This is a genomic window from Sphingosinicella sp. (assembly GCF_013911755.1).
Taxonomy (GTDB): domain Bacteria; phylum Pseudomonadota; class Alphaproteobacteria; order Sphingomonadales; family Sphingomonadaceae; genus Sphingosinicella.
In genome coordinates this window covers 159516-178221 of record NZ_JACESP010000003.1, presented here as the reverse complement: position 1 = coordinate 178221, position 18706 = coordinate 159516, and the positions used below count along the sequence as shown (strand labels likewise).

The following is an 18706-nucleotide window of genomic DNA, read 5'->3' as shown; positions in this document are numbered from 1 at the left end:
GTCTCGTCTTTCCTGCGAAGCGGCCATGCGCTTCGACGAAGGATGCACCTCCCCCCGCGCAATCCCCTCGATAATGCGCTATTGTGGAGGCCAATGAACAGGTCGTTGCTAAAAGGCGTGCTCGCGAACGATTCGGCACGCACAGCCATCCAGTCGATTTTCGGCTTCTGGCTCTTTTATTTCCTCATCGTGACGCTGCGTGCGTTTGCGCTCGGCTTCGAAGAGTTGCTTCCGATGGCTGGGCGGCGCGCCGTCGTCACGATCATCGGCATGACCATCAGCTGGGCGCTCTATCTTGCGCTCGCCCCGCTCGAAAAGGCGCCCCTGCGCAGGCGCGCGCTGATGATGTTCCTACTCTGCGTGCCCGCTGCGGCGCTATTCACCACCTTCAATTTCTACACCTTCTACGTCTACGAACCGCTGCCTTCCGTCGCCGAGGATTTCGCGCACAAGGAACGCTCGCTCGCGATGCTGCTGGCGATCATCTTCGAGGGCACGGTCACCTGGTTCTTCTTCTTCGCAGCGTGGGCGGCCTTCCATCTGGCGCTCGGATATGCGGCCGATGCAGCGAAAGCCGAACGCCGCGCCGCCGCCTTCCGCGAGGAAGCGCAGGCCGCGCAGCTCCGCGCGCTGCGCTATCAGATCAATCCGCATTTCCTTTTCAACACGCTGAACTCCCTGTCGTCGCTCGTCCTCACCAATCGCAACGACGAGGCGGAGCGGATGATCCTGAACCTCTCCACCTTCTTCCGCGCGAGCCTCACCAGCGATCCGACCGAGGACATTCCGCTCGCCGACGAACTCGATCAGCAGCGCCTCTATCTGGAGGTCGAGCGCGCCCGCTTCGGCGACCGCCTCGAATTCGCCTTCGATATCGATCCGGACGCTTCGCGCCAGCGCGTGCCCAGCCTGATCCTTCAGCCGCTGATCGAGAACGCCGTGAAATATGCGGTTTCGCCTTCGAACGCGCCGGTGTGCATTCGCGTGAAGGCGAGCCTGCACGATGCCATGCTCCATATTGTGGTGGAGGACGACGGCGCGTTTGCGGCGCCGCAGGCGCATGTGGACGGCACCGGCACCGGGCTCAATAATGTCCGCGATCGTCTGCGCGCGCGCTTTGGAGATGCCGCGGCGTTCAAGGCGGGCCCTTGGCCCGGCGGCGGCTTCCGCGTAGACATTGCCATCCCCGTGAAGCGACCGGTATCCTATGTCCGATAGTCCACTCCGCACACTGGTCGTCGACGACGAAGCCATGGCGATCGAACGTATGCAGGTTCTGCTTTCGCGTTTCGATGACGTCAATCTTGTTGGAACCGCAAGCACCGGCGGCCAGGCGCTGCGCCTGATCGAGGCGCTTTCTCCCGATCTCCTGCTGCTCGATATCTCGATGCCGGGGCTCGACGGCATCGGCGTCGCGCAGGCGGTCCAGCGTCTGCCGCAGCGACCCGCCGTAGTGTTCGTCACGGCGTTCGATCAATATGCCGTCACCGCGTTCGATGTTGCCGCGGCCGATTATCTGTTGAAGCCGGTCGATCCGGCGCGCCTCGGCAAGGCGCTGGCGCGTGTACGCGAGCTGCGCGTGAACGCGCCCGCAGCGCCTGCGGAAGATGATGGCTACGTCAAGGAATTCTGGGTTCCGCATCGCTCGGAAATCATCCGCGTCGATGTCGATGCGATCGATATGGTCGAGGCTGAGCGGGACTATATGCGGCTCCACACCGCCGACCGCTCGTTCCTGCTCCACCAGACGATCAAGGAGCTGGAGCGGCGGCTGGACCCGGATCTCTTCATCCGCATCCACCGTTCGAAGATCATCCGGCGCGACCGCATCAAGGGCCTCGTCCATCTCGGCTACGGGGTCTGGTCGGTCGATCTTGGCGACGGCGGCGATCACCGCATCGGCCGCACCTATCTCTCCGACGTGAAGCGCATCGCGGCCAAATAAAAAAGAAAAGGGCGGGCACCCCTGGGACGTGGTGCCCGCCCTGATGGCGGCATCTGGGATTGCCGCCGGTTATGGCATCGCGATCGTGATTGCCGCGCCGGCGTTCGCGGCGACCTGCGTACCGGCGTTGTTGATCGCGGCGGTGATCTGCGGCTTGGCGCTTGCGATCGCGGCATTGCGGCATTCCATCGACAGCAGGTCGCGGCGCAGATCCTGGCGTCCGCCTTCGAAGCACATCGCGTGGGCAGCGCGGCGCACGCGGCTGTGCAGCGTCTTCACGCCATCGTCGCTGGCAAGGTTCAGATCGCCGTACTGCACATGGGCAACCGTGCGCACCATGTTCGCTTCGACGATGGTTTCGTCCATCGCATAGGCGGCGGGAACGAAAGCGGCAGTCGTCATTGCGGCGGCGAACGCAATCGCGCTGATCTTCACGAGGGTCATCACAATGGTCCTTCCTGTTCGCCTGTGGGAGGCGGAGAATTTCTAGGCTGCGAACCGGGAACGTCCGGACTTTGCTGGGACTGTGGGGTCCGTCGCTCCCGATCCGCATCCTGTTGTTACCGCGCTTCGTTTGTCGCCGCCGCACCGCTTCGATTGCCCGCGAAGCCCGCTCGACGAACGATCATTGCCGTCGACGAACGGCTGACAGCGCCGGACGAAAACGACTATGTGTCAAATCGGTGAAACATCGACCGCCCATAGACGGCGCACGAACACGATGATCGGGCAGGCATGAGCAAGGCGAAGAAAGCTGGCGGCGCGGTAACCGCAGTGAATGACGATCTCCGCCGCGAGATCGCCGAGGCGCTGCTCGGCGGCGATGATCCCGCGCGCCTCGCGCAGCGGATCGCCAGCCGGGGCATCGGCCACGCACTTGCTGTCTCGGAAATCGAACGCGCGCGAAAGAGTCCCTATCTTGCTGCCGGGGAGCGGCTGCGCGCGCGCCTCCAGAAGCGCGACTGGTTCCTCGCCAATTATGCGAAGCTCGCCGCGCCTGCATCGGGCGAAGTGCCGCGTGTCCACGCGCTGCCGGCCGAAACCTTCTACGCGGATTATTACACCGCGCACCGCCCCGTCGTCCTCACCGGCCTCGTCGATCACTGGCCTGCGATGAAGCGCTGGTCGCTCGATGATTTCGAAGCCCGCGTTGGCGAGGCGCACGTCCGCGTGCAATGGGCGCGCGATTCAGATCAGGACTACGAGCGCAATTCAGACGCGCACGGCGCTGTCAGGCCTTTCCGCGAAATCATCACCCGCCTGCGCGCCAGCGAGACCGCCCCCACGAACGATTTCTACGTCACCGCCAACAACCACACGCACAACCGCGAAGCCCTCGCGCCGCTCTACGGCGACACCGGCCCCATCCCCGGCTATCTCGCCGAACCCGGCGGCCCCGGCGGTTTCCTCTGGATCGGCCCCAAGGGCACGATCACCCCGTGGCACCACGATCTCACCAACAATCTTCTCTTGCAGATTTCCGGCCGCAAGCGCGTGCGCCTCGTCTCCAGCCACCACAGCGCGCAGATGCGCAACAGCCGCCACTGCTTCAGCGACTGGGGCACGCAGCCCCTCGAACCCGGCCCCGGCGACGACACCCGTCCGCCCGTCATGATCGCCGAGATCGGCCCCGGCGAGGCGCTCTTCCTCCCCGTCGGCTGGTGGCACCATGTTGAGGGGCTGGACGTCACGATCGGCATGAGCTTCACGAACTTCGCGAGGGATAACGACTTCTGGTCGCACTATGCGAGCTATGGGGCGGTTTAGGCTCCCGGCTCACGATCTCATGCCAACTAATTTCTGAGGTCCTCTCCTTCCGCTTCTGTCCATCGCAATTCCGCCACCGTCACCCAATCGTTACCCCCTCGTCATCCCCCCGACGCACCCAATGGTTAACGAAGTCCCATCTACAACCGCCGACAACCACCGCGCGTGTCGGCCGCAACAGGGACATTTGCGATGCGTCATTTCCTCTCCGTCGCCGCGCTGGCGATGCTCGTTTCCACCGGCGCTGAGGCCGGTCTCGTCAAGGTCAGCTTCACGGGCACCAATTCCAGCCCCGTCGCGCCCAACGTGTTCGGCACCGCCGTGCCCACGATCACCGGCTATGTGATCTACGACGACGAAACCGCTGGCACCCCCTTCGTCGTCAACGCGAGCCGCTCGGCGTATAATTACGCGGGCGCGATCAAGGAGATCGGTTTCGATCTCGGCAGCGGCATCGGCGGCACCGCGAGCGGCGACCTCGGCTCGATGCAGGTTTCCGACCAGTTCACCGTCGGGCAGGACCGGCTGTCGTTCAACAACATCTTCTTGACGCCGGCCCAAACGACGGGCGAGCCCGCAGGCACCGTCCGGTTCCAGGTGACGATCGGCATGTCCGGCCCCTTCTCCGCGCTCTCGACCTCGGACCTCCCCGGCGTGTTCGATCCCGCGATCTTCACCGGCCAGAAAAACTTCTCGCTGTTCGTCAATCGCGGCACCGGCGCGCCGCCCGCGGGCGCCGTCAGCTTCAACTTCAACTTCGACAGCGTGACGGTCGAGCCCTACGGCACCGACGTTCCCGAGCCTGCCACGCTGGCGCTGTTCGGCCTCGGCGCCGCCGCCGTCGGCCTGCGCCGCCGCAAGTCCGCCTGACCTCTCTACGCGATTGGCGGATCGGAGCGCATGCCCGGTCCGCCGCTTGCCATCCTTGCGAAGCGCACCCTGCGCCCCCATCTGCTGTCTTCCCCCGGCGCCGTTTTGCGGCTAGTGTCCGACCGGAACAAACAGGAAACGACAGCCCCCCGTATGTTGACCCACATTTCGATCCGCGGCGCGCGCGAGCATAACCTCAAGAACATCAGCCTCGATATTCCGCGCGAGACGCTGACGGTCGTCACGGGCCTGTCCGGTTCGGGCAAGTCGAGCCTCGCCTTCGATACCATCTATGCCGAAGGCCAGCGACGCTACGTCGAGTCACTCTCCGCCTATGCGCGCCAGTTCCTGGAGATGATGCAGAAGCCCGATATCGATCATATCGACGGCCTCTCCCCCGCCATCTCGATCGAGCAGAAGACCACCTCGAAGAACCCGCGCTCGACCGTGGCGACCGTCACGGAGATTTACGACTACATGCGCCTCCTCTGGGCGCGCGTCGGCATCCCCTATTCGCCCGCCACGGGAGAGCCCATCGCCGCGCAGCAGGTCAGCCAGATGGTCGACCGCGTGATGGCGATGCCTGAAGGCGCGCGGCTCATGTTGCTCGCGCCCGTCGTGCGCGGCCGCAAGGGCGAATACCGCAAGGAAATCGCCGAGTGGCGGCGCACCGGCTTCCAGCGCGTGAAGATCGACGGCACCGTCTATCCCATCGAAGAGGCGCCCGCGCTCGACAAGAAATACAAGCACGACATCGACGTGGTCGTGGACCGCTTGGTCGTGAAGGAGGGCCTCGAAACCCGCCTCGCCGACAGTTTCGAAACCGCACTCGGCCTCGCCGATGGGCTGGCGGTCATCGAGATGGTGGATGGCGGCGAGCGCATCCTGTTCTCGCAGAAGTTCGCCTGCCCCGTTTCCGGCTTCACGATCCCCGAGATCGAGCCGCGCCTGTTTTCGTTCAACTCCCCGCATGGCGCCTGCCCCGCCTGCGACGGCCTGGGCGAGAAGCTCTATTTCGATCCCGAGCTCGTCGTGCCGAACCAGAACCTCAGCATCGAGAAGGGCGCCGTGGTGCCGTGGGCGAAGTCCAACCCACCCTCGCCCTATTACATGCAGGTGCTGCGTTCGGTCGCCCGCGCCTATGATTTCTCGCTGCGTACGCCGTGGAACGAACTGCCGGAGGAAATCCGCGACGTCGTGCTCACCGGCACTGGCGGCATCCCGATCACGCTGCGCTTCGAAGACGGCCGCAAGACCTACGAGGTGAAGAAGCCCTTCGAAGGCGTCATCAACAATCTCGACCGCCGCTGGCGCGACACCGACAGCCAGTGGATGCGCGACGAGCTTTCGCGTTTCCAGTCCGCCGCGCCCTGCGAAACGTGCAACGGCGCCCGCCTGAAACCCGAAGCGCTTGCCGTGAAGATCGCAGGCGAGACGATCGCCGACGCCGTGCGCCGCCCGGTCGGCGACGCCTTTCGCTGGGCGAAGGCGCTCCCCGCCAAGCTCGGCGACCAGCAGAACCAGATCGCCGAACGCATCCTGAAAGAGATCGTCGAGCGCCTCGGCTTCCTCGACAACGTCGGCCTCGAGTATCTGAACCTCGATCGCAAGTCGGGCACACTCTCGGGCGGCGAGTCGCAGCGCATCCGCCTCGCCAGCCAGATCGGCAGCGGCCTTTCGGGCGTGCTCTACGTCCTCGACGAACCCTCGATCGGCCTCCACCAGCGCGACAACGATCGCCTGCTCGAAACGCTAAAGCGACTGCGCGATCTCGGCAACACCGTCCTCGTCGTGGAGCATGATGAAGACGCCATCCGCACCGCCGACCATGTCATCGACATGGGGCCCGGCGCGGGCGCGCACGGCGGCCAGGTTGTCGCGGAGGGCACGCTTGCCGACATCCTCGCCAACCCGAACAGCCTCACCGGCGATTATCTCTCCGGCCGCCGCTCGGTGCCGGTGCCGGAGGTGCGTCGCAAAGGGAACGGCAAGAAGCTGACCGTGAAAGGCGCGCGCGCGAACAACCTGAAGGATATCAGCGTCTCGATTCCGCTGGGCACGTTCACCTGCATCACCGGCGTTTCGGGTTCGGGCAAATCCACCTTCACGATCGACACGCTTTATGCCGCCGCCGCGCGGGCGCTCAATGGCGCGCGCGTCCTCTCCGCGCAGGTAGACGATGTGAAGGGCCTCGAACATCTCGACAAGGTCATCGACATCGACCAGTCGCCGATCGGCCGCACGCCTCGCTCCAACCCCGCGACGTACACCGGCGCTTTCACCAACATCCGGGACTGGTTCGCAGAACTTCCGGAATCGAAGGCGCGCGGCTACAAGGCAGGTCGCTTCAGCTTCAATGTGAAGGGCGGCCGCTGCGAGGCGTGCAAGGGCGACGGCATGCTCAAGATCGAGATGCACTTCCTGCCCGACGTCTACGTCACCTGCGACGTCTGCAAGGGCAAGCGCTACAACCGCGAAACGCTGGAGGTGAAGTTCAAGGGCAAGTCGATCGCCGACGTGCTCGACATGACGGTGGAAGACGCCGCCGAGTTCTTCAAGGCCGTCCCCGCGATCCGCGACAAGATGAACATGCTCGTCGAAGTCGGGTTAGGCTACATCCACGTCGGCCAGCAGGCCACGACGCTTTCGGGCGGCGAAGCGCAGCGCGTGAAGCTCGCCAAGGAACTCTCACGCCGCTCGACGGGAAAGACGCTCTACATCCTCGACGAGCCCACCACGGGACTTCACTTCGAGGACGTGCGCAAGCTCCTCGAAGTGCTCCATGCGCTCGTCGAACAGGGCAACAGCATCGTCGTCATCGAACATAATCTGGAGGTCATCAAGACGGCCGACTGGATCATCGATCTCGGCCCGGAAGGCGGCAATGCGGGCGGCAATGTTGTCGCCGAAGGCACGCCCGAAACGGTCGCGCACGTCGTGGAAAGCTATACAGCCCGCTATCTGAAGCCCCTCCTCGAAAAGAAGCCCGGCGCCGTGCCGATGAGCATGCCGAAACCCAAAGCGAAACGAAAATCAAAAGCCGCCGAACTGGCGCTGGAGGACGAGGCGGCGGAGTAGCCTTTCCGCCGCCTTGCTGTGCTTGTTCCAACGGCCCTGAGCCACGGCCGATTTTCGCCCAGGGCGGATGACCCTCAGGCTCATTGCGTCGGGGCCGTTTCCTTCACGGGACCCTTGGCAGGGCTGCGCCGTGTCGCGGTCGTGCGCTTGCTGCCGTTTCCGGTGCCGTTCGTGTGCGCGGCATCATAGGCTTCGCTCGCGTGCCGATAGGCGTCGCCCACGCGGCGCTTGCCCTCGCTCGCTTTTGCGGCGATCGCGGACCCGACCACGGCCGCACCGTGGCTGAGGTTCGAAGCCGCTTCCCCGGCTTTCGTGCGCGCCCGGTCTGCCGCTGCGCGCACGCGCGCGTCCTTCATGGCGGCAAAGCCTGCCGCAACGGTCGCCAGCGCCAGCGGAGCGACGATCGGGTGCTTCATGAGTGCAACGATCTGCCCGCCGCGTTCGCGCGTGCGCTTCGAAAGCTTTACGCCGGCCACGCGTTTGGGAAGCTTCGGCGCACGGGTGTCGGTGTCGGATTTCGCCATTTTTGGTCTCCTTGCGTGATTGGTGGAATAATTGACCCACGCATCGGCAGCGAGAAGGTTCCTCTGAAAGATAAAGACGCCGGGCCGACGGGACACGCCGAGCCTTCCCTGCGGCACGGCCCCTGTGGCAAGAAGGGGCATGAACCCATCGCCCTTTTCCGCCGTACAAATCGCTGACATCGGCCATGCCGTTCAACTCGCGATCGCGCCCGTGTTTCTTATCGCGGGTATCGGCGCGCTGCTCAACGTGATGGCGAACCGGCTGGGCCGCGTGGTGGACCGCGCCCGCGCGCTCGAACGGGACATCACCGGCTACGACGAAACGATGCGCAGCCGGGCGATGGCCGAGCTTGTCGTGCTCGATCGCCGCATGGTGCTTGTTCACTGGGCGATCTACGCCTGCGTAGCGAGTGCGCTCGCCGTCTGCCTCGTCATCGGGGTGCTGTTCGTCGGCGATCTTGCCGATGCGTCGGTCGGCACGATCGTTGCCACGCTTTTCCTCGCCGCCATGGCGCTCATCGTGGCCGGCCTCGTTCTTTTCCTCATCGAAACCGGCATCGCCACCCGCTCCGTCCGCGTCCGTCAGGAAGTGCTGAAACGCAAAGCGGAATGATCTGAAAGCGCGCTTTGGACGAAGGGATTTCGCTCAGGCGCGGCGAAAAGTGTGGATTTCGAGAACCGGAGCGGAGCGTACTAAAGGTACGTGAGCACCGGAAGCGCAGAAAGCCGCCCTTTGCAGCCCGGCCTAGGCGAAATCACCGTCCAAAGCAAACGGGGGCTGACCTTTCGGCCAGCCCCCACTCGCTCCGTTGGTCCTTAATCATAGGCCATCTGACCCATGTTCAGGCTTCGGGGCTTGCGTCTCCGGCGGTCCCGGGGGGATCGACCGGTTTCGCATTTCGATGCCGTCCGCCGGGGTCCGTTCGCGTCGCCTGTGCTTCGCACCTGCGGGCTTTGGGCCGGGGTTTCCGGTATCGAGGACCATCGGTATTTCCTGTGGGCTTCGCTCTCGCGCCGCATACAGGGAATGGAACCGTGACCCCGGTGGTTTCCGGGAGTTTCCGCCCGTTTCCGGGCTTCCGCCGCCTTCTGACCACGAAGCCAAGGTCTCACGAATCACTGAGTCGCCAAAGCGAAAAATGACTTCGCCAGCCTGTGGATAACGGGGATATCGGGGATAAGAGGGCAGATTCGCCCAAAATGGAAACGCCCCACGCCGCATAGGGGCGCAGGGCGTTCCTGTAAAGCCTTGAATGTGACGCGATTGTCAGCTGTTCGGCTGATTAGCCCTGCGCTGGAACCACAATGCCGTTGACGACGTGAACGACACCATTCGAGGCCTGAACATCGGCCTTGGTAATGTACGTTGCATTGCCCTGACTGTCGGTGAGCTTGACGATGCCGGCGTCCAGCGTCGCGGTCAGCACGCTGCCCTGCACGGTCTTCACCTCGGCCTTGCCACCGCCCGCCTCGATCGCAGCCACGACATCGGCCTGCGTCATCTTGCCGGGGATCACGAGATAGTTGATCAGGCCGGACAGCTGATCCTTGGCGGCCGGCTGCATCAGCTGCTGCATCGTGCCCGCGCCGAGCCGTGCGAACGCATCATTGTTGGGCGCGAAAACCGTGAACGGCCCCGGCTGCGAGAGGTCGTCGACAAGCTCAGCGGCCTTCACCGCCTGCGCGAGCGTGCTCAGTTCGGGCGTCGCGAGCACGTTGCCGACAACCGACGTTGGATCAACCGCAATAGCAGCGACAGGCGCCGCGGCAGCGGCGGCGGCGGGGTTTGCCGGCGCCGCGGGATCGGTCGGCGCAGCGGGCGCAGCCGGCGCAGCGGGCGCGGGCGTGGCAGCAGGATCCGTGACCTGCGCGGTAACGGGTGCGGCAAACAGAACCGAAACAGCGGCGACCTTCAGAAACTTGGAATACTTCATTCTTCTCCCTCTCGGTTTGGGCGGAACAACGCCCTCGCAATAGCAACCGCAGCATAGCCCGAAGGTTCCGCACGAAACCGGCGCGAAGAGCCGCCCATCCCGGTATGGGCTCGACTCGTCGCGAATTGTTGCGTCGCAGCAAAAAAGAAAAAGGCCGCGCCGGATATCTCCGACGCGGCCTTTCGCATGGGTCAGCGGCCGGTACTCCGGCCCGGGAACCCGTCTAATCCGTTGGCCTTGGCCTCAGGCGCGACATCCCCGAACGAGCTGAACCGACCCCATCGCTGAACCATGAGACATCGGTCACCTCCTTTCGCGTTTGTTGAACTCGATTCGAAAGATGGGGGCAAAACCGCGATCCTGCAAGCCTCAAAAAGGCGTGTTCCTCCGCCCCGTCTTGGTCTAGGCAGCGCGCCATGTCGGTTTTCGAAGCCCTCGCCAACGATCTCCAGCGGCTCGGCGCCGCCACGCGCCGCAGGCGGCTGATGCCGCGCACCGGCACGGATTTCTCGTCGAACGACTATCTCGCGCTTGCGCGCGACGCGGCGCTCACTGCCGCCGTTGGAGAGGCTGTGGCACGCGGCGTTCCCGCCGGATCGGGCGGCTCCCGCCTGCTGCGCGGCAATCATCCGGAGCATGAAGCGCTGGAGGCCGAAGCGGCACGCTTCTTCGGGGCGGAAAGCGCGCTCTGGTTCGCGACCGGTTACACGGCCAATTCCGCGATCGTCTCAACGTTGCCGCAGCGCGGCGATCTCATCGTCTATGACGAACTCATCCATGCCAGCGTCCACGAAGGGCTGCGGCTGACCCGCGCCGAAACAGCGCCCGCGCGCCACAACAACGTCGAAGCATTCGCCGATATCATCGCCGCCTGGCGCGGGCGCGGCGGCAAGGGCCGCGTCTGGATCGCGGTCGAAAGCCTTTACAGCATGGACGGTGACCGCGCCCCGCTCGCCGACCTTGCGGCGCTCGCGGATACGCACGACGGCGTGCTCATCATCGACGAGGCGCACGCGACGGGCGTCTTCGGTGCGGGCGGACGCGGGCTCGCCGCGGCGCTCGAAGGCCGCGACAACGTCATCACGCTGCACACCTGCGGCAAGGCGCTCGGCTGCGAAGGCGCACTCGTCTGCGCGCCCGCCGTCGTCAACGACTTCCTCGTCAATCGTGGCCGCGGGTTCATTTTTTCGACCGCGCCCTCGCCGCTGATGGCCGCGGCGGTGCGCGCTGCGCTGCGCATCATCGAAACCGCCGACGACCGCCGCGCGAAGCTCGCCGCGCTGATCGCCCATGCGGAGCGTGTGCTTGGCCCGCACGGGGCGCTCATCTCGGGGTCGCAGGTGATGCCCGTCATCCTCGGGGACGACGCGCGTACCATGCGCGCTGCCGAGGCTGTGCAGGCCGCCGGGTTCGACGTGCGCGGCATCCGCCCGCCCACGGTGCCTGCCGGCACGTCGCGCCTGCGCATCTCGCTCACCCTGAACGCCACACAAGATGATGTTTCGGCCCTCGCCGCCGTGCTTGGGGAGGTGCTTGCATGAGCCGCATCGTCGTCACCGGCACCGACACCGGCGTCGGCAAGACGGTGTTCGCCGCCGCGCTCACCGGAGCGCTTGGCGCGCATTACTGGAAGCCGGTGCAGGCGGGCCTTGAAGACGGCAGCGATGCCGAGAGTGTTGCCGCGCTGTGCGGTCTTCCAGCGGATCACATCCTCCCCGAAGCCTACCGCCTCACGACGCCCTGCTCCCCGCACCGCGCCGCCGAACTGGACGGCATCGAGATCGATCCCGCGCGCCTTGCGCTCCCCGCGCACGATCCGCTCGTCGTCGAAGGCGCAGGCGGCGCGCTCGTGCCCGTCACGCGCCAGACTCTCTACGCCGACATGTTCGCCCGCTGGGGCCTCCCCGTGGTGATCGTCGCCCGCACCGAGCTCGGCACCATCAACCACAGCCTGCTCACGCTCGAAGCCCTGCGATCACGCGGCGTCCCCATCCTCGGCATCGCCTTCTCGGGCGACGCCAACGAGGACAGCGAAGCCACGATCTGCACCATCGGCAAGGCCAGGCGTCTCGGCCGCCTCCCCCGCGTTCCGCTCACCGCGCCGTCGCTGTCGTCAGCCTTCGCGTCCGCCTTCCGGCTGGAGGATTTCCGATGACCTCGCCCGTCTGGCACCCCTTCACCCAGCACGGCCTCGGCGAGCCCATCCCCCGCATCGTCCGCGCCGAAGGCTGCGCGCTCTACACGGACGATGGCCGCCGCATCATCGATGCGATCTCCTCGTGGTGGGTGACGACGCACGGCCACTGCAACCTGCGCATCATGGCCGCCATCGCCGATCAGGCGGGCAAGCTCGACCAGATGATCTTCGCGGGCTGGACGCACGAGCCCGCCGAAACCCTCGCCGCCGCGCTCGTCGAAATGCTCCCCGCCCCGCTCGCGCACGTCTTCTTCTCGGATAGCGGCTCCACAGCGGTTGAGGTCGCGCTCAAGATGGCGCTCGGCTACTGGCGCGATCGCGGCGGGCGCCACCGCATCCTCGTGATGGAGCACAGCTACCACGGCGACACCATCGGCACGATGTCGGTGGGCGAACGCGGCGTCTACAATGCCGCCTACGCGCCGCTCCTCTTCGATGTCGGCACCGTCCCCTTCCCCGCCGCAGGGCGCGAGCAGGAAACGCTCGACGCACTCGAACACCTCTGCCGCACGCAAAGCCCCGCCGCCTTTATCGTCGAGCCGCTCGTCCTCGGCGCGGGCGGCATGATGATCTACGGCGCGGACACGCTCCGCGAGATGCACGCGATCTGCCGCCGCCACGGCGTCCTCTTCATCGCCGACGAGGTGATGACCGGCTGGGGCCGCACCGGCACGCTGCTCGCCTGCGAGCAGGCCGGCATCGTCCCCGACATTCTCTGCCTTGCGAAGGGCCTCACCGGCGGCGCGGTGCCGCTTGCCGTCACACTCGCAACCCCGCCGATCTTCGAGGCGCACCTGTCGCAGGACCGCGCAAAGCTCTTCTACCATTCGTCCAGCTTCACCGCGAACCCGCTCTCCTGCGCCGCCGCTGTCGCCAACGTCGCGATCTGGCGCGAGGAGCCGGTGCTGGACCGCATCGGCGATCTCGCCCGCCGCCAGAGCGCGCACCTCGCGAACCTCTCCGCTCACCCCCGCATTAAGAACGCCCGCCAGATCGGCACGATCACCGCGGTCGAGGTTGAGGACACGGCCGGCAATTATCTCTCTCCGCTCGGGCCACGCCTCCTCGCGGCATTCCGCGAACGCGACGTGCTGCTCCGCCCGCTCGGCAACACCGTCTACCTGATGCCGCCCTATTGCACCAACGACACGGACCTCGGCCGCATCTACGCCGTGATCGAAGAGGCCATCGCCGAGTAGTTTACGCCCGCGCGGCAACCCGATACCTTCATCGCCCAACAACCGGGGAGACCATCCATGCGCTGGCGCGGCCGCAGAATGAGCGACAACGTCGAGGACCAGACCGGGCGCGGCGGCATGGGCTTCCCGATGGGCGGCGGAAGGCTTCCGATCGGCGGCAAGGGCGGCCTCGGGTGCGGCGGTCTCGTCATCGTCATCGTGCTGGCGCTCGTTTTCGGCGTCGATCCGATGCAGCTTCTCGGCGGCTTGTCGCAGCAGGGCGGCGTTCCCACGCAGCAGCAAGCCCCCGCCACACCCGGCGAGGGCCAGGGCTGCGAGCGCAGCGATCTCCACCGCTTCTCCTGCACCGTCCTTGCAGACACCGAAGACACGTGGAACCGCATTTTCCAGCAATCGGGCCAGGATTATCCGGAGCCGACGCTCGTCTTCTACGCAGGCCAGGGCCACTCAGGCTGTGGCGCGGCGCAGTCCGCGACCGGGCCGTTCTATTGCCCCGCCGACCAGAAGATCTACATCGACACCAGCTTCTTCGATCAGCTCGAAAAGCAGCTCGGCGCGGGCGGCGACTTCGCGCAGGCCTACGTGATCGCGCACGAAGTCGGCCACCACGTCCAAACGATCACCGGCCTCTCGAACGATCTTCGCCAGCAGCAGGCGCGCGTCAGCAAGGCCGAAGGCAACGCTCTCCAGGTGAAGATGGAGCTACAGGCCGATTGCTACGCCGGCCTCTGGGCACGCACCGTCCAGCAGCAGCTCGAACCCGGCGACATCGAGGAAGCCCTCACCGCCGCGAACGCCATCGGCGACGACCGCCTGCAACGCCAGTCGCAGGGCTACGTGGTGCCCGACAGCTTCACGCACGGCACGTCCGCGCAGCGCATGGCGTGGTTCAAGCGCGGCTACGATACCGGCGATCCGAACCAGTGCGACACGTTCTCGGCGCGGAAGCTCTGAGCTACCGGCCCGCCCAGTAATCGAACACGCGCTTCTGCAGTTTCGCCACATGCCGCCGCGCGTCGGGGCCTTCCCACACGCCCTTGTACCCTTCCGCGCCGCCCGCCACCCACCAGCCCTGCCCGGGTAGCCTGTCGGACTGGCGCACCACCAGCACCGCCATCTCCGGCTCACCCCGCCCGCGTGCATGGGCGTCCACATCGCCGAGGATCACGCACAGCGCGCGCATCTTCGGCCGCGAGAAGCTGTACCCGAACGCCGCCAGCGCCTCGGCATAGGTCACGCTTTCCCGCGCGCGGGCATGGGCAAGCAGAAGCTCGCGGAGGTCCATCGGGTCGATCATGTCTGCTGCGCATCTTGCCAAGTCGCCACGACAACCTAAATTGGTGTTATAGTCAAACGATACACTGGAACCCGCAATGCTGAACCTCATCTCCATCCTGATCGGCCTTGTCGCGCTGATCGTCGGCATCGTCGGGCTGTTTCCGTTCATCGGCATCATCAACTGGCTGGCCTTGCCGATCGCGGCGCTCGGCGCGGGCATCGGCGTCCTGTCGGACAGCAACGGCGGCCGGAACCTCAACATCTTCGTGCTGATTCTCGCCGCGGTCCGTCTTTCGATCGGCGGCGGCATCCTGTAACCCGGCTGCATGGCGCAGGGCTGGCAATTCTGGATCGATCGCGGCGGCACGTTCACGGATATCGTGGCGCGCGCGCCTGAAGGCACGCTGAAAACGGCCAAGCTGCTTTCCGAAAACCCGGAGCAGTATACGGACGCGGCGATCGAAGGCATCACCCGCCTGCTCGGCCATGCGCCCGATGCAAATGTCGCGTCGGTGAAGATGGGCACCACCGTCGCGACCAACGCGCTCCTCGAACGCAAGGGCGAACCGACGCTGCTCGCGATCACGCGCGGCTTCGCCGATGCGCTCGCCATCGGCTATCAGGCCCGCCCGAAGCTGTTCACCCGCGCCATCGCCAAACCCGCGCCGCTCTATGCCGACGTGCTGGAGGTCGGCGAGCGCGTGGGCGCGGACGGCGAGATCGTCGAACCCCTCGACGAAACACAAGCCGCCGCAGGTTTCACCGCCGCCCGCGCACGCGGCATCAACGCCGTCGCCATCGTCCTGATGCACGGCTACCGCTTCCCGGACCATGAGCGATGTCTGAGGAAGCTCGCCGAAGTCGCTGGTTTCACGCAGATTTCTGTCAGCCACGAGATCGCCCCGCTCATCAAGCTCGTCGGGCGCGGCGACACCACCGTGGCCGACGCCTACCTCTCCCCCGCGCTGCGCCGCTACGTGCGGCAAGTGACCAGCAAGCTCGATCCCGCGACACGCCTCATGTTCATGCAGTCGAGCGGCGGGCTTGCGGGCGAAGGCGCCTTCACCGGCGCGAACGCCATCCTCTCCGGCCCGGCAGGCGGCATCGTTGGTATGGCGAAGACCGCCGGGGCGGCGGGCATCGCGCGCGTCGTCGGCTTCGACATGGGCGGCACCTCCACCGATGTCTCGCTCTACACGGGCAGCTTCGACCGCACGCACGAAACCGTTGTGGCCGGCACACGCATCCGCGCCTCGATGCTCGCCATCCACACCGTCGCGGCGGGCGGCGGCTCGATCTGCCGTTTCGACGGCACCCGGCTGCGCGTCGGGCCGGAATCGGCGGGCGCGAACCCCGGCCCGATGAGCTACCGGCGCGGCGGGCCGCTCACCATTACCGATTGCAACGTCTATCTCGGCCGCATCCAGCCCGCGCATTTCCCGGCGATCTTCGGCCCCGCAGGCGATCAGCCGCTCGACCGCGACACCGTCATCCGCCACGTGGACGCCCTCGCCGCCGAGGTCTTTGCCGCCACCCGCCGCCCCATCACCGGCGCGGCGCTCGCGGAAGGCTTCATCGCCATCGCCGTAGACGACATGGCCAAGGCCGTGCGGCAAATCTCCATCCAGCGCGGCCACAACGTCACCACCTGCACGCTCTCCAGCTTCGGCGGTGCGGGCGGCCAGCACGCCTGCAAGGTCGCGGACGCGCTCGGCATAGGTGAGGTCTATGTGCATCCGCTCGCCGGGCTGCTCTCCGCGCTCGGCATGGGCCTTGCCGATCTCACCGCCTTGCGCGAACGCACGCTCGGCGCGCCGCTCGACAAAGGTATCGCCTCCGCCGAAGCCCTCGCCGACACGCTCGAAGCCGACGCCCGCGCCGCACTCGCCGCGCAGGCAAGCGACCTCGCGGGCGTTTCCGTCACCCGCCGTGCGGAGCTTCGCTATGCGGGCGCCGACAGCGGCCTCTCGCTCTCCCTCGCCCCGCCCGATGCCATGCGCGCCGCCTTCGAGGCGGAGCACCGCGCCCGCTTTGGCTACGTGATGCCCGGCGGCGCGCTGGTCATTGAGGCGGTGAGCGTGGAAGCGGTCGGCCATTGGCCTGCGCCGCCGATCCGCGTGGAAAGCGCGGTACACGCCGCCTCCGCCTGCACGATGATCGTGGACGGCGGCGCCATTGAAGCTCCCGTCCTCGCGCGCGGCGCCCTCGTGCCCGGCGAGGCGATAAACGGCCCCGCCGTCATCCTCGAAGACGGCGCCACAACGGTGATCGACGCAGGCTGGCGCGGCGAGGTTTCCCCCGGCGCCGACCTCATCCTCCGCCGCGTCGTCCCCCTCCCCGCGCAGCGCGCGCTCGGCACCGACGCCGATCCCGTGATGGTCGAAATCTTCAACAACCGCTTCATGGCCATTGCCGAGGAAATGGGCATCGCGCTCCAGACCACCGCGCATTCGGTGAACATCAAGGAACGGCTGGATTTCTCCTGTGCGCTCTTCGATCTCGAAGGCGGCCTCATCGCCAACGCGCCGCACATGCCCGTACATCTCGGCTCGATGGGCGACAGCGTCCGCGCCGTCATCCGCGCGCACGGCGGCCGGATGTGCCCCGGAGACGCCTTCGCGCTCAACAATCCCATGAACGGCGGCACACACCTGCCGGACGTCACCGTCGTTGCCCCCGTGTTCGCCCGCGCGGACGGCGGCGACATCCTGTTCTATACGGCGGCGCGCGGCCATCAGGCTGATATCGGCGGGCTCACCCCCGGTTCGATGCCGCCGGATTCGAAGACGCTCGAGGAGGAAGGCGTCCTCTTCGACAGCCAGCTTCTCGTATCGGCCGGTGCGTTTTGCGAAACAGAGACGCGTGCCATCCTCTCATCCGGCCGCTATCCGGCGCGAAATCCTGCCCAGAACATCGCTGATCTGAAAGCCCAAGTCGCCGCCTGCACGCGCGGCGGCGACGCGCTGCGCGCCATGATCGCCGAATTCGGCCTTGATACGGTCGAAGCCTACACGCGCCACGTGCAGGACAATGCCGAGGCCGCCGTACGCCAGGCAATCGGCGCGCTGGCAGACGGCCACTTCCGCTACGAAATGGATAACGGCGCGGCGGTCGAGGTCCGCGTCACCGTCGATCACGAAAACCGTGCCGCGACGGTGGATTTCACCGGCACCAGCGCGCAGCTTCCCGACAATTTCAACGCACCGCTGTCCGTCTGCCGCGCCGCCGTCCTCTACGTGTTCCGCACGCTCGTCGACGACGACATCCCGATGAACGAGGGCTGCCTGCGCCCGATCACGCTCATCGTTCCCGAAGGCTCGATGCTCAATCCCGGCGCAGGCGCCGCCGTCGTCGCGGGCAATGTGGAAACCAGCCAGGTGATCTGCGATGCGCTCTACGGCGCGCTCGGTGTCATGGCCACCGCGCAGGGCACGATGAACAACCTCACCTTCGGCAATGCCCGGCATCAATATTACGAAACGATCGCGGGCGGCTCCGGCGCAGGCCCGGATTTCGAGGGCGCCGACGCCGTGCAGACACACATGACCAACAGCCGCCTCACCGACCCCGAAGTGCTCGAACTCCGCTTTCCCGTCCGCGTCGAAAACTTCGCCGTCCGGCACGGCTCAGGCGGCGCGGGCCGGTACAAGGGCGGCGACGGTGTCATCCGCCGTCTCAAATTCCTCGAACCGATGACCGTCAGCCTCCTCGCCAACCGCCGCCGCGTCGCGCCCTTCGGCCTCTCCGGCGGCGCGGACGCGAAGCCCGGCGCAGGCCGTGTCATCCGCGCGAATGGAGCGATCGACTCCCTCGCCGCTACAGCGCGCGCAGAGGTTCAGTCAGGCGATGCCGTGGAAATCGAAACCCCCGGCGGCGGCGGCTTCGGGCGCGTGTAGCGCTCTCCATCCGCGAAG

General features: G+C 66.3%; 16 protein-coding genes. 12 read left to right on the top strand and 4 right to left on the bottom strand.

From position 1 onward, the window contains the following. Positions 1-93 precede the first annotated feature (93 nt). Together H2052_RS03915 and H2052_RS03910 are read left to right on the top strand one after the other, a co-directional pair. Positions 94-1218: a histidine kinase gene (locus H2052_RS03915; protein ID WP_293778333.1), complete on the top strand. Its 1125-nt coding sequence runs from the start codon at positions 94-96 to the stop codon at positions 1216-1218. Continuing rightward, a complete protein-coding gene (locus H2052_RS03910) occupies positions 1208-1945 on the top strand; it encodes a LytTR family DNA-binding domain-containing protein (RefSeq protein WP_293778331.1) in 738 nt (245 codons plus the stop codon). The genes H2052_RS03915 and H2052_RS03910 overlap by 11 nt, the downstream gene beginning before the upstream one ends. A 69-nt stretch (positions 1946-2014) precedes the next feature. Here H2052_RS03910 and H2052_RS03905 read toward each other — a convergent pair whose 3' ends face one another. Continuing rightward, positions 2015-2389, bottom strand: a complete 375-nt coding sequence (locus H2052_RS03905) for a UrcA family protein (protein ID WP_293778329.1) — start codon at positions 2387-2389, stop codon at positions 2015-2017. A 291-nt stretch (positions 2390-2680) separates the two neighbouring features. On the opposite strand from H2052_RS03905, the gene H2052_RS03900 reads away from it, so the two are divergent. From H2052_RS03900 to uvrA, 3 genes are all read left to right on the top strand, one after another. Further along, positions 2681-3712: a cupin-like domain-containing protein gene (locus H2052_RS03900; RefSeq protein ID WP_293778327.1), complete on the top strand. Its 1032-nt coding sequence runs from the start codon at positions 2681-2683 to the stop codon at positions 3710-3712. 192 nt (positions 3713-3904) lie between these two features. Then, the gene (locus H2052_RS03895; protein ID WP_293778325.1) at positions 3905-4582 is read left to right on the top strand and encodes a PEP-CTERM sorting domain-containing protein; all 678 of its coding nucleotides are present in this window, start codon (positions 3905-3907) and stop codon (positions 4580-4582) included. Between the two features lie 153 nt (positions 4583-4735). Next, a complete protein-coding gene (gene uvrA / locus H2052_RS03890) occupies positions 4736-7660 on the top strand; it encodes an excinuclease ABC subunit UvrA (protein ID WP_293778323.1) in 2925 nt (974 codons plus the stop codon). 80 nt (positions 7661-7740) lie between these two features. Here the strand turns inward: uvrA and H2052_RS03885 are convergent, their stop codons facing one another. Further along, entirely contained in the window at positions 7741-8184 is a 444-nt protein-coding gene (locus H2052_RS03885; protein WP_293778321.1) for a hypothetical protein, read from the bottom strand. Positions 8185-8323: 139 nt separating this feature from the next. Between H2052_RS03885 and H2052_RS03880 the strand changes: the two genes are divergently transcribed. Beyond that, positions 8324-8797: a DUF2721 domain-containing protein gene (locus H2052_RS03880; protein WP_293778319.1), complete on the top strand. Its 474-nt coding sequence runs from the start codon at positions 8324-8326 to the stop codon at positions 8795-8797. Between the two features lie 670 nt (positions 8798-9467). Here H2052_RS03880 and H2052_RS03875 read toward each other — a convergent pair. After that, on the bottom strand, positions 9468-10118 hold the full coding sequence (locus H2052_RS03875; RefSeq protein ID WP_293778317.1) for a fasciclin domain-containing protein: 651 nt from the start codon (positions 10116-10118) through the stop codon (positions 9468-9470). A 416-nt stretch (positions 10119-10534) separates the two neighbouring features. Here H2052_RS03875 and H2052_RS03870 point away from each other — a divergent pair, with 416 nt between their 5' ends. The 4 genes from H2052_RS03870 to H2052_RS03855 are packed head-to-tail and all read left to right on the top strand — an operon-like array spanning position 10535 to position 14468. After that, a complete protein-coding gene (locus tag H2052_RS03870) occupies positions 10535-11659 on the top strand; it encodes an 8-amino-7-oxononanoate synthase (protein WP_293778315.1) in 1125 nt (374 codons plus the stop codon). Beyond that, positions 11656-12273, top strand: coding sequence for a dethiobiotin synthase (gene bioD / locus H2052_RS03865; protein ID WP_293778312.1), 618 nt, complete (start codon positions 11656-11658; stop codon positions 12271-12273). The genes H2052_RS03870 and bioD overlap by 4 nt, the downstream gene beginning before the upstream one ends. Then, on the top strand, positions 12270-13514 hold the full coding sequence (locus H2052_RS03860) for an adenosylmethionine--8-amino-7-oxononanoate transaminase (RefSeq protein ID WP_293778309.1): 1245 nt from the start codon (positions 12270-12272) through the stop codon (positions 13512-13514). The genes bioD and H2052_RS03860 overlap by 4 nt, the downstream gene beginning before the upstream one ends. Before the next feature lie 57 nt (positions 13515-13571). Next, the gene (locus H2052_RS03855) at positions 13572-14468 is read left to right on the top strand and encodes a neutral zinc metallopeptidase (protein ID WP_293778307.1); all 897 of its coding nucleotides are present in this window, start codon (positions 13572-13574) and stop codon (positions 14466-14468) included. A gap of 1 nt (position 14469) precedes the next feature. Here H2052_RS03855 and H2052_RS03850 read toward each other — a convergent pair whose 3' ends face one another. After that, the gene (locus tag H2052_RS03850) at positions 14470-14811 is read right to left on the bottom strand and encodes a ribose-phosphate pyrophosphokinase (protein ID WP_293778304.1); all 342 of its coding nucleotides are present in this window, start codon (positions 14809-14811) and stop codon (positions 14470-14472) included. Between the two features lie 76 nt (positions 14812-14887). Here H2052_RS03850 and H2052_RS03845 point away from each other — a divergent pair, with 76 nt between their 5' ends. Next, positions 14888-15109 (top strand): hypothetical protein, encoded by a 222-nt coding sequence (locus H2052_RS03845; protein ID WP_293778301.1) that lies wholly within the window; start codon positions 14888-14890, stop codon positions 15107-15109. A gap of 9 nt (positions 15110-15118) precedes the next feature. Beyond that, a complete protein-coding gene (locus H2052_RS03840) occupies positions 15119-18688 on the top strand; it encodes a hydantoinase B/oxoprolinase family protein (protein WP_293778298.1) in 3570 nt (1189 codons plus the stop codon). Positions 18689-18706: the final 18 nt, after the last annotated feature.

What these genes read in the sequence shown, in the direction of transcription:
- H2052_RS03915 (WP_293778333.1), top strand. Translation starts at nt 94, where the DNA reads ATGAACAGGTCGTTGCTAAAAGGCGTGCTCGCGAACGATTCGGCACGC.
- H2052_RS03910 (WP_293778331.1), top strand. Translation starts at nt 1,208, where the DNA reads ATGTCCGATAGTCCACTCCGCACACTGGTCGTCGACGACGAAGCCATG.
- H2052_RS03905 (WP_293778329.1), bottom strand. Translation starts at nt 2,389, where the DNA reads ATGACCCTCGTGAAGATCAGCGCGATTGCGTTCGCCGCCGCAATGACG.
- H2052_RS03900 (WP_293778327.1), top strand. Translation starts at nt 2,681, where the DNA reads ATGAGCAAGGCGAAGAAAGCTGGCGGCGCGGTAACCGCAGTGAATGAC.
- H2052_RS03895 (WP_293778325.1), top strand. Translation starts at nt 3,905, where the DNA reads ATGCGTCATTTCCTCTCCGTCGCCGCGCTGGCGATGCTCGTTTCCACC.
- uvrA (WP_293778323.1), top strand. Translation starts at nt 4,736, where the DNA reads ATGTTGACCCACATTTCGATCCGCGGCGCGCGCGAGCATAACCTCAAG.
- H2052_RS03885 (WP_293778321.1), bottom strand. Translation starts at nt 8,184, where the DNA reads ATGGCGAAATCCGACACCGACACCCGTGCGCCGAAGCTTCCCAAACGC.
- H2052_RS03880 (WP_293778319.1), top strand. Translation starts at nt 8,324, where the DNA reads ATGAACCCATCGCCCTTTTCCGCCGTACAAATCGCTGACATCGGCCAT.
- H2052_RS03875 (WP_293778317.1), bottom strand. Translation starts at nt 10,118, where the DNA reads ATGAAGTATTCCAAGTTTCTGAAGGTCGCCGCTGTTTCGGTTCTGTTT.
- H2052_RS03870 (WP_293778315.1), top strand. Translation starts at nt 10,535, where the DNA reads ATGTCGGTTTTCGAAGCCCTCGCCAACGATCTCCAGCGGCTCGGCGCC.
- bioD (WP_293778312.1), top strand. Translation starts at nt 11,656, where the DNA reads ATGAGCCGCATCGTCGTCACCGGCACCGACACCGGCGTCGGCAAGACG.
- H2052_RS03860 (WP_293778309.1), top strand. Translation starts at nt 12,270, where the DNA reads ATGACCTCGCCCGTCTGGCACCCCTTCACCCAGCACGGCCTCGGCGAG.
- H2052_RS03855 (WP_293778307.1), top strand. Translation starts at nt 13,572, where the DNA reads ATGCGCTGGCGCGGCCGCAGAATGAGCGACAACGTCGAGGACCAGACC.
- H2052_RS03850 (WP_293778304.1), bottom strand. Translation starts at nt 14,811, where the DNA reads ATGATCGACCCGATGGACCTCCGCGAGCTTCTGCTTGCCCATGCCCGC.
- H2052_RS03845 (WP_293778301.1), top strand. Translation starts at nt 14,888, where the DNA reads ATGCTGAACCTCATCTCCATCCTGATCGGCCTTGTCGCGCTGATCGTC.
- H2052_RS03840 (WP_293778298.1), top strand. Translation starts at nt 15,119, where the DNA reads ATGGCGCAGGGCTGGCAATTCTGGATCGATCGCGGCGGCACGTTCACG.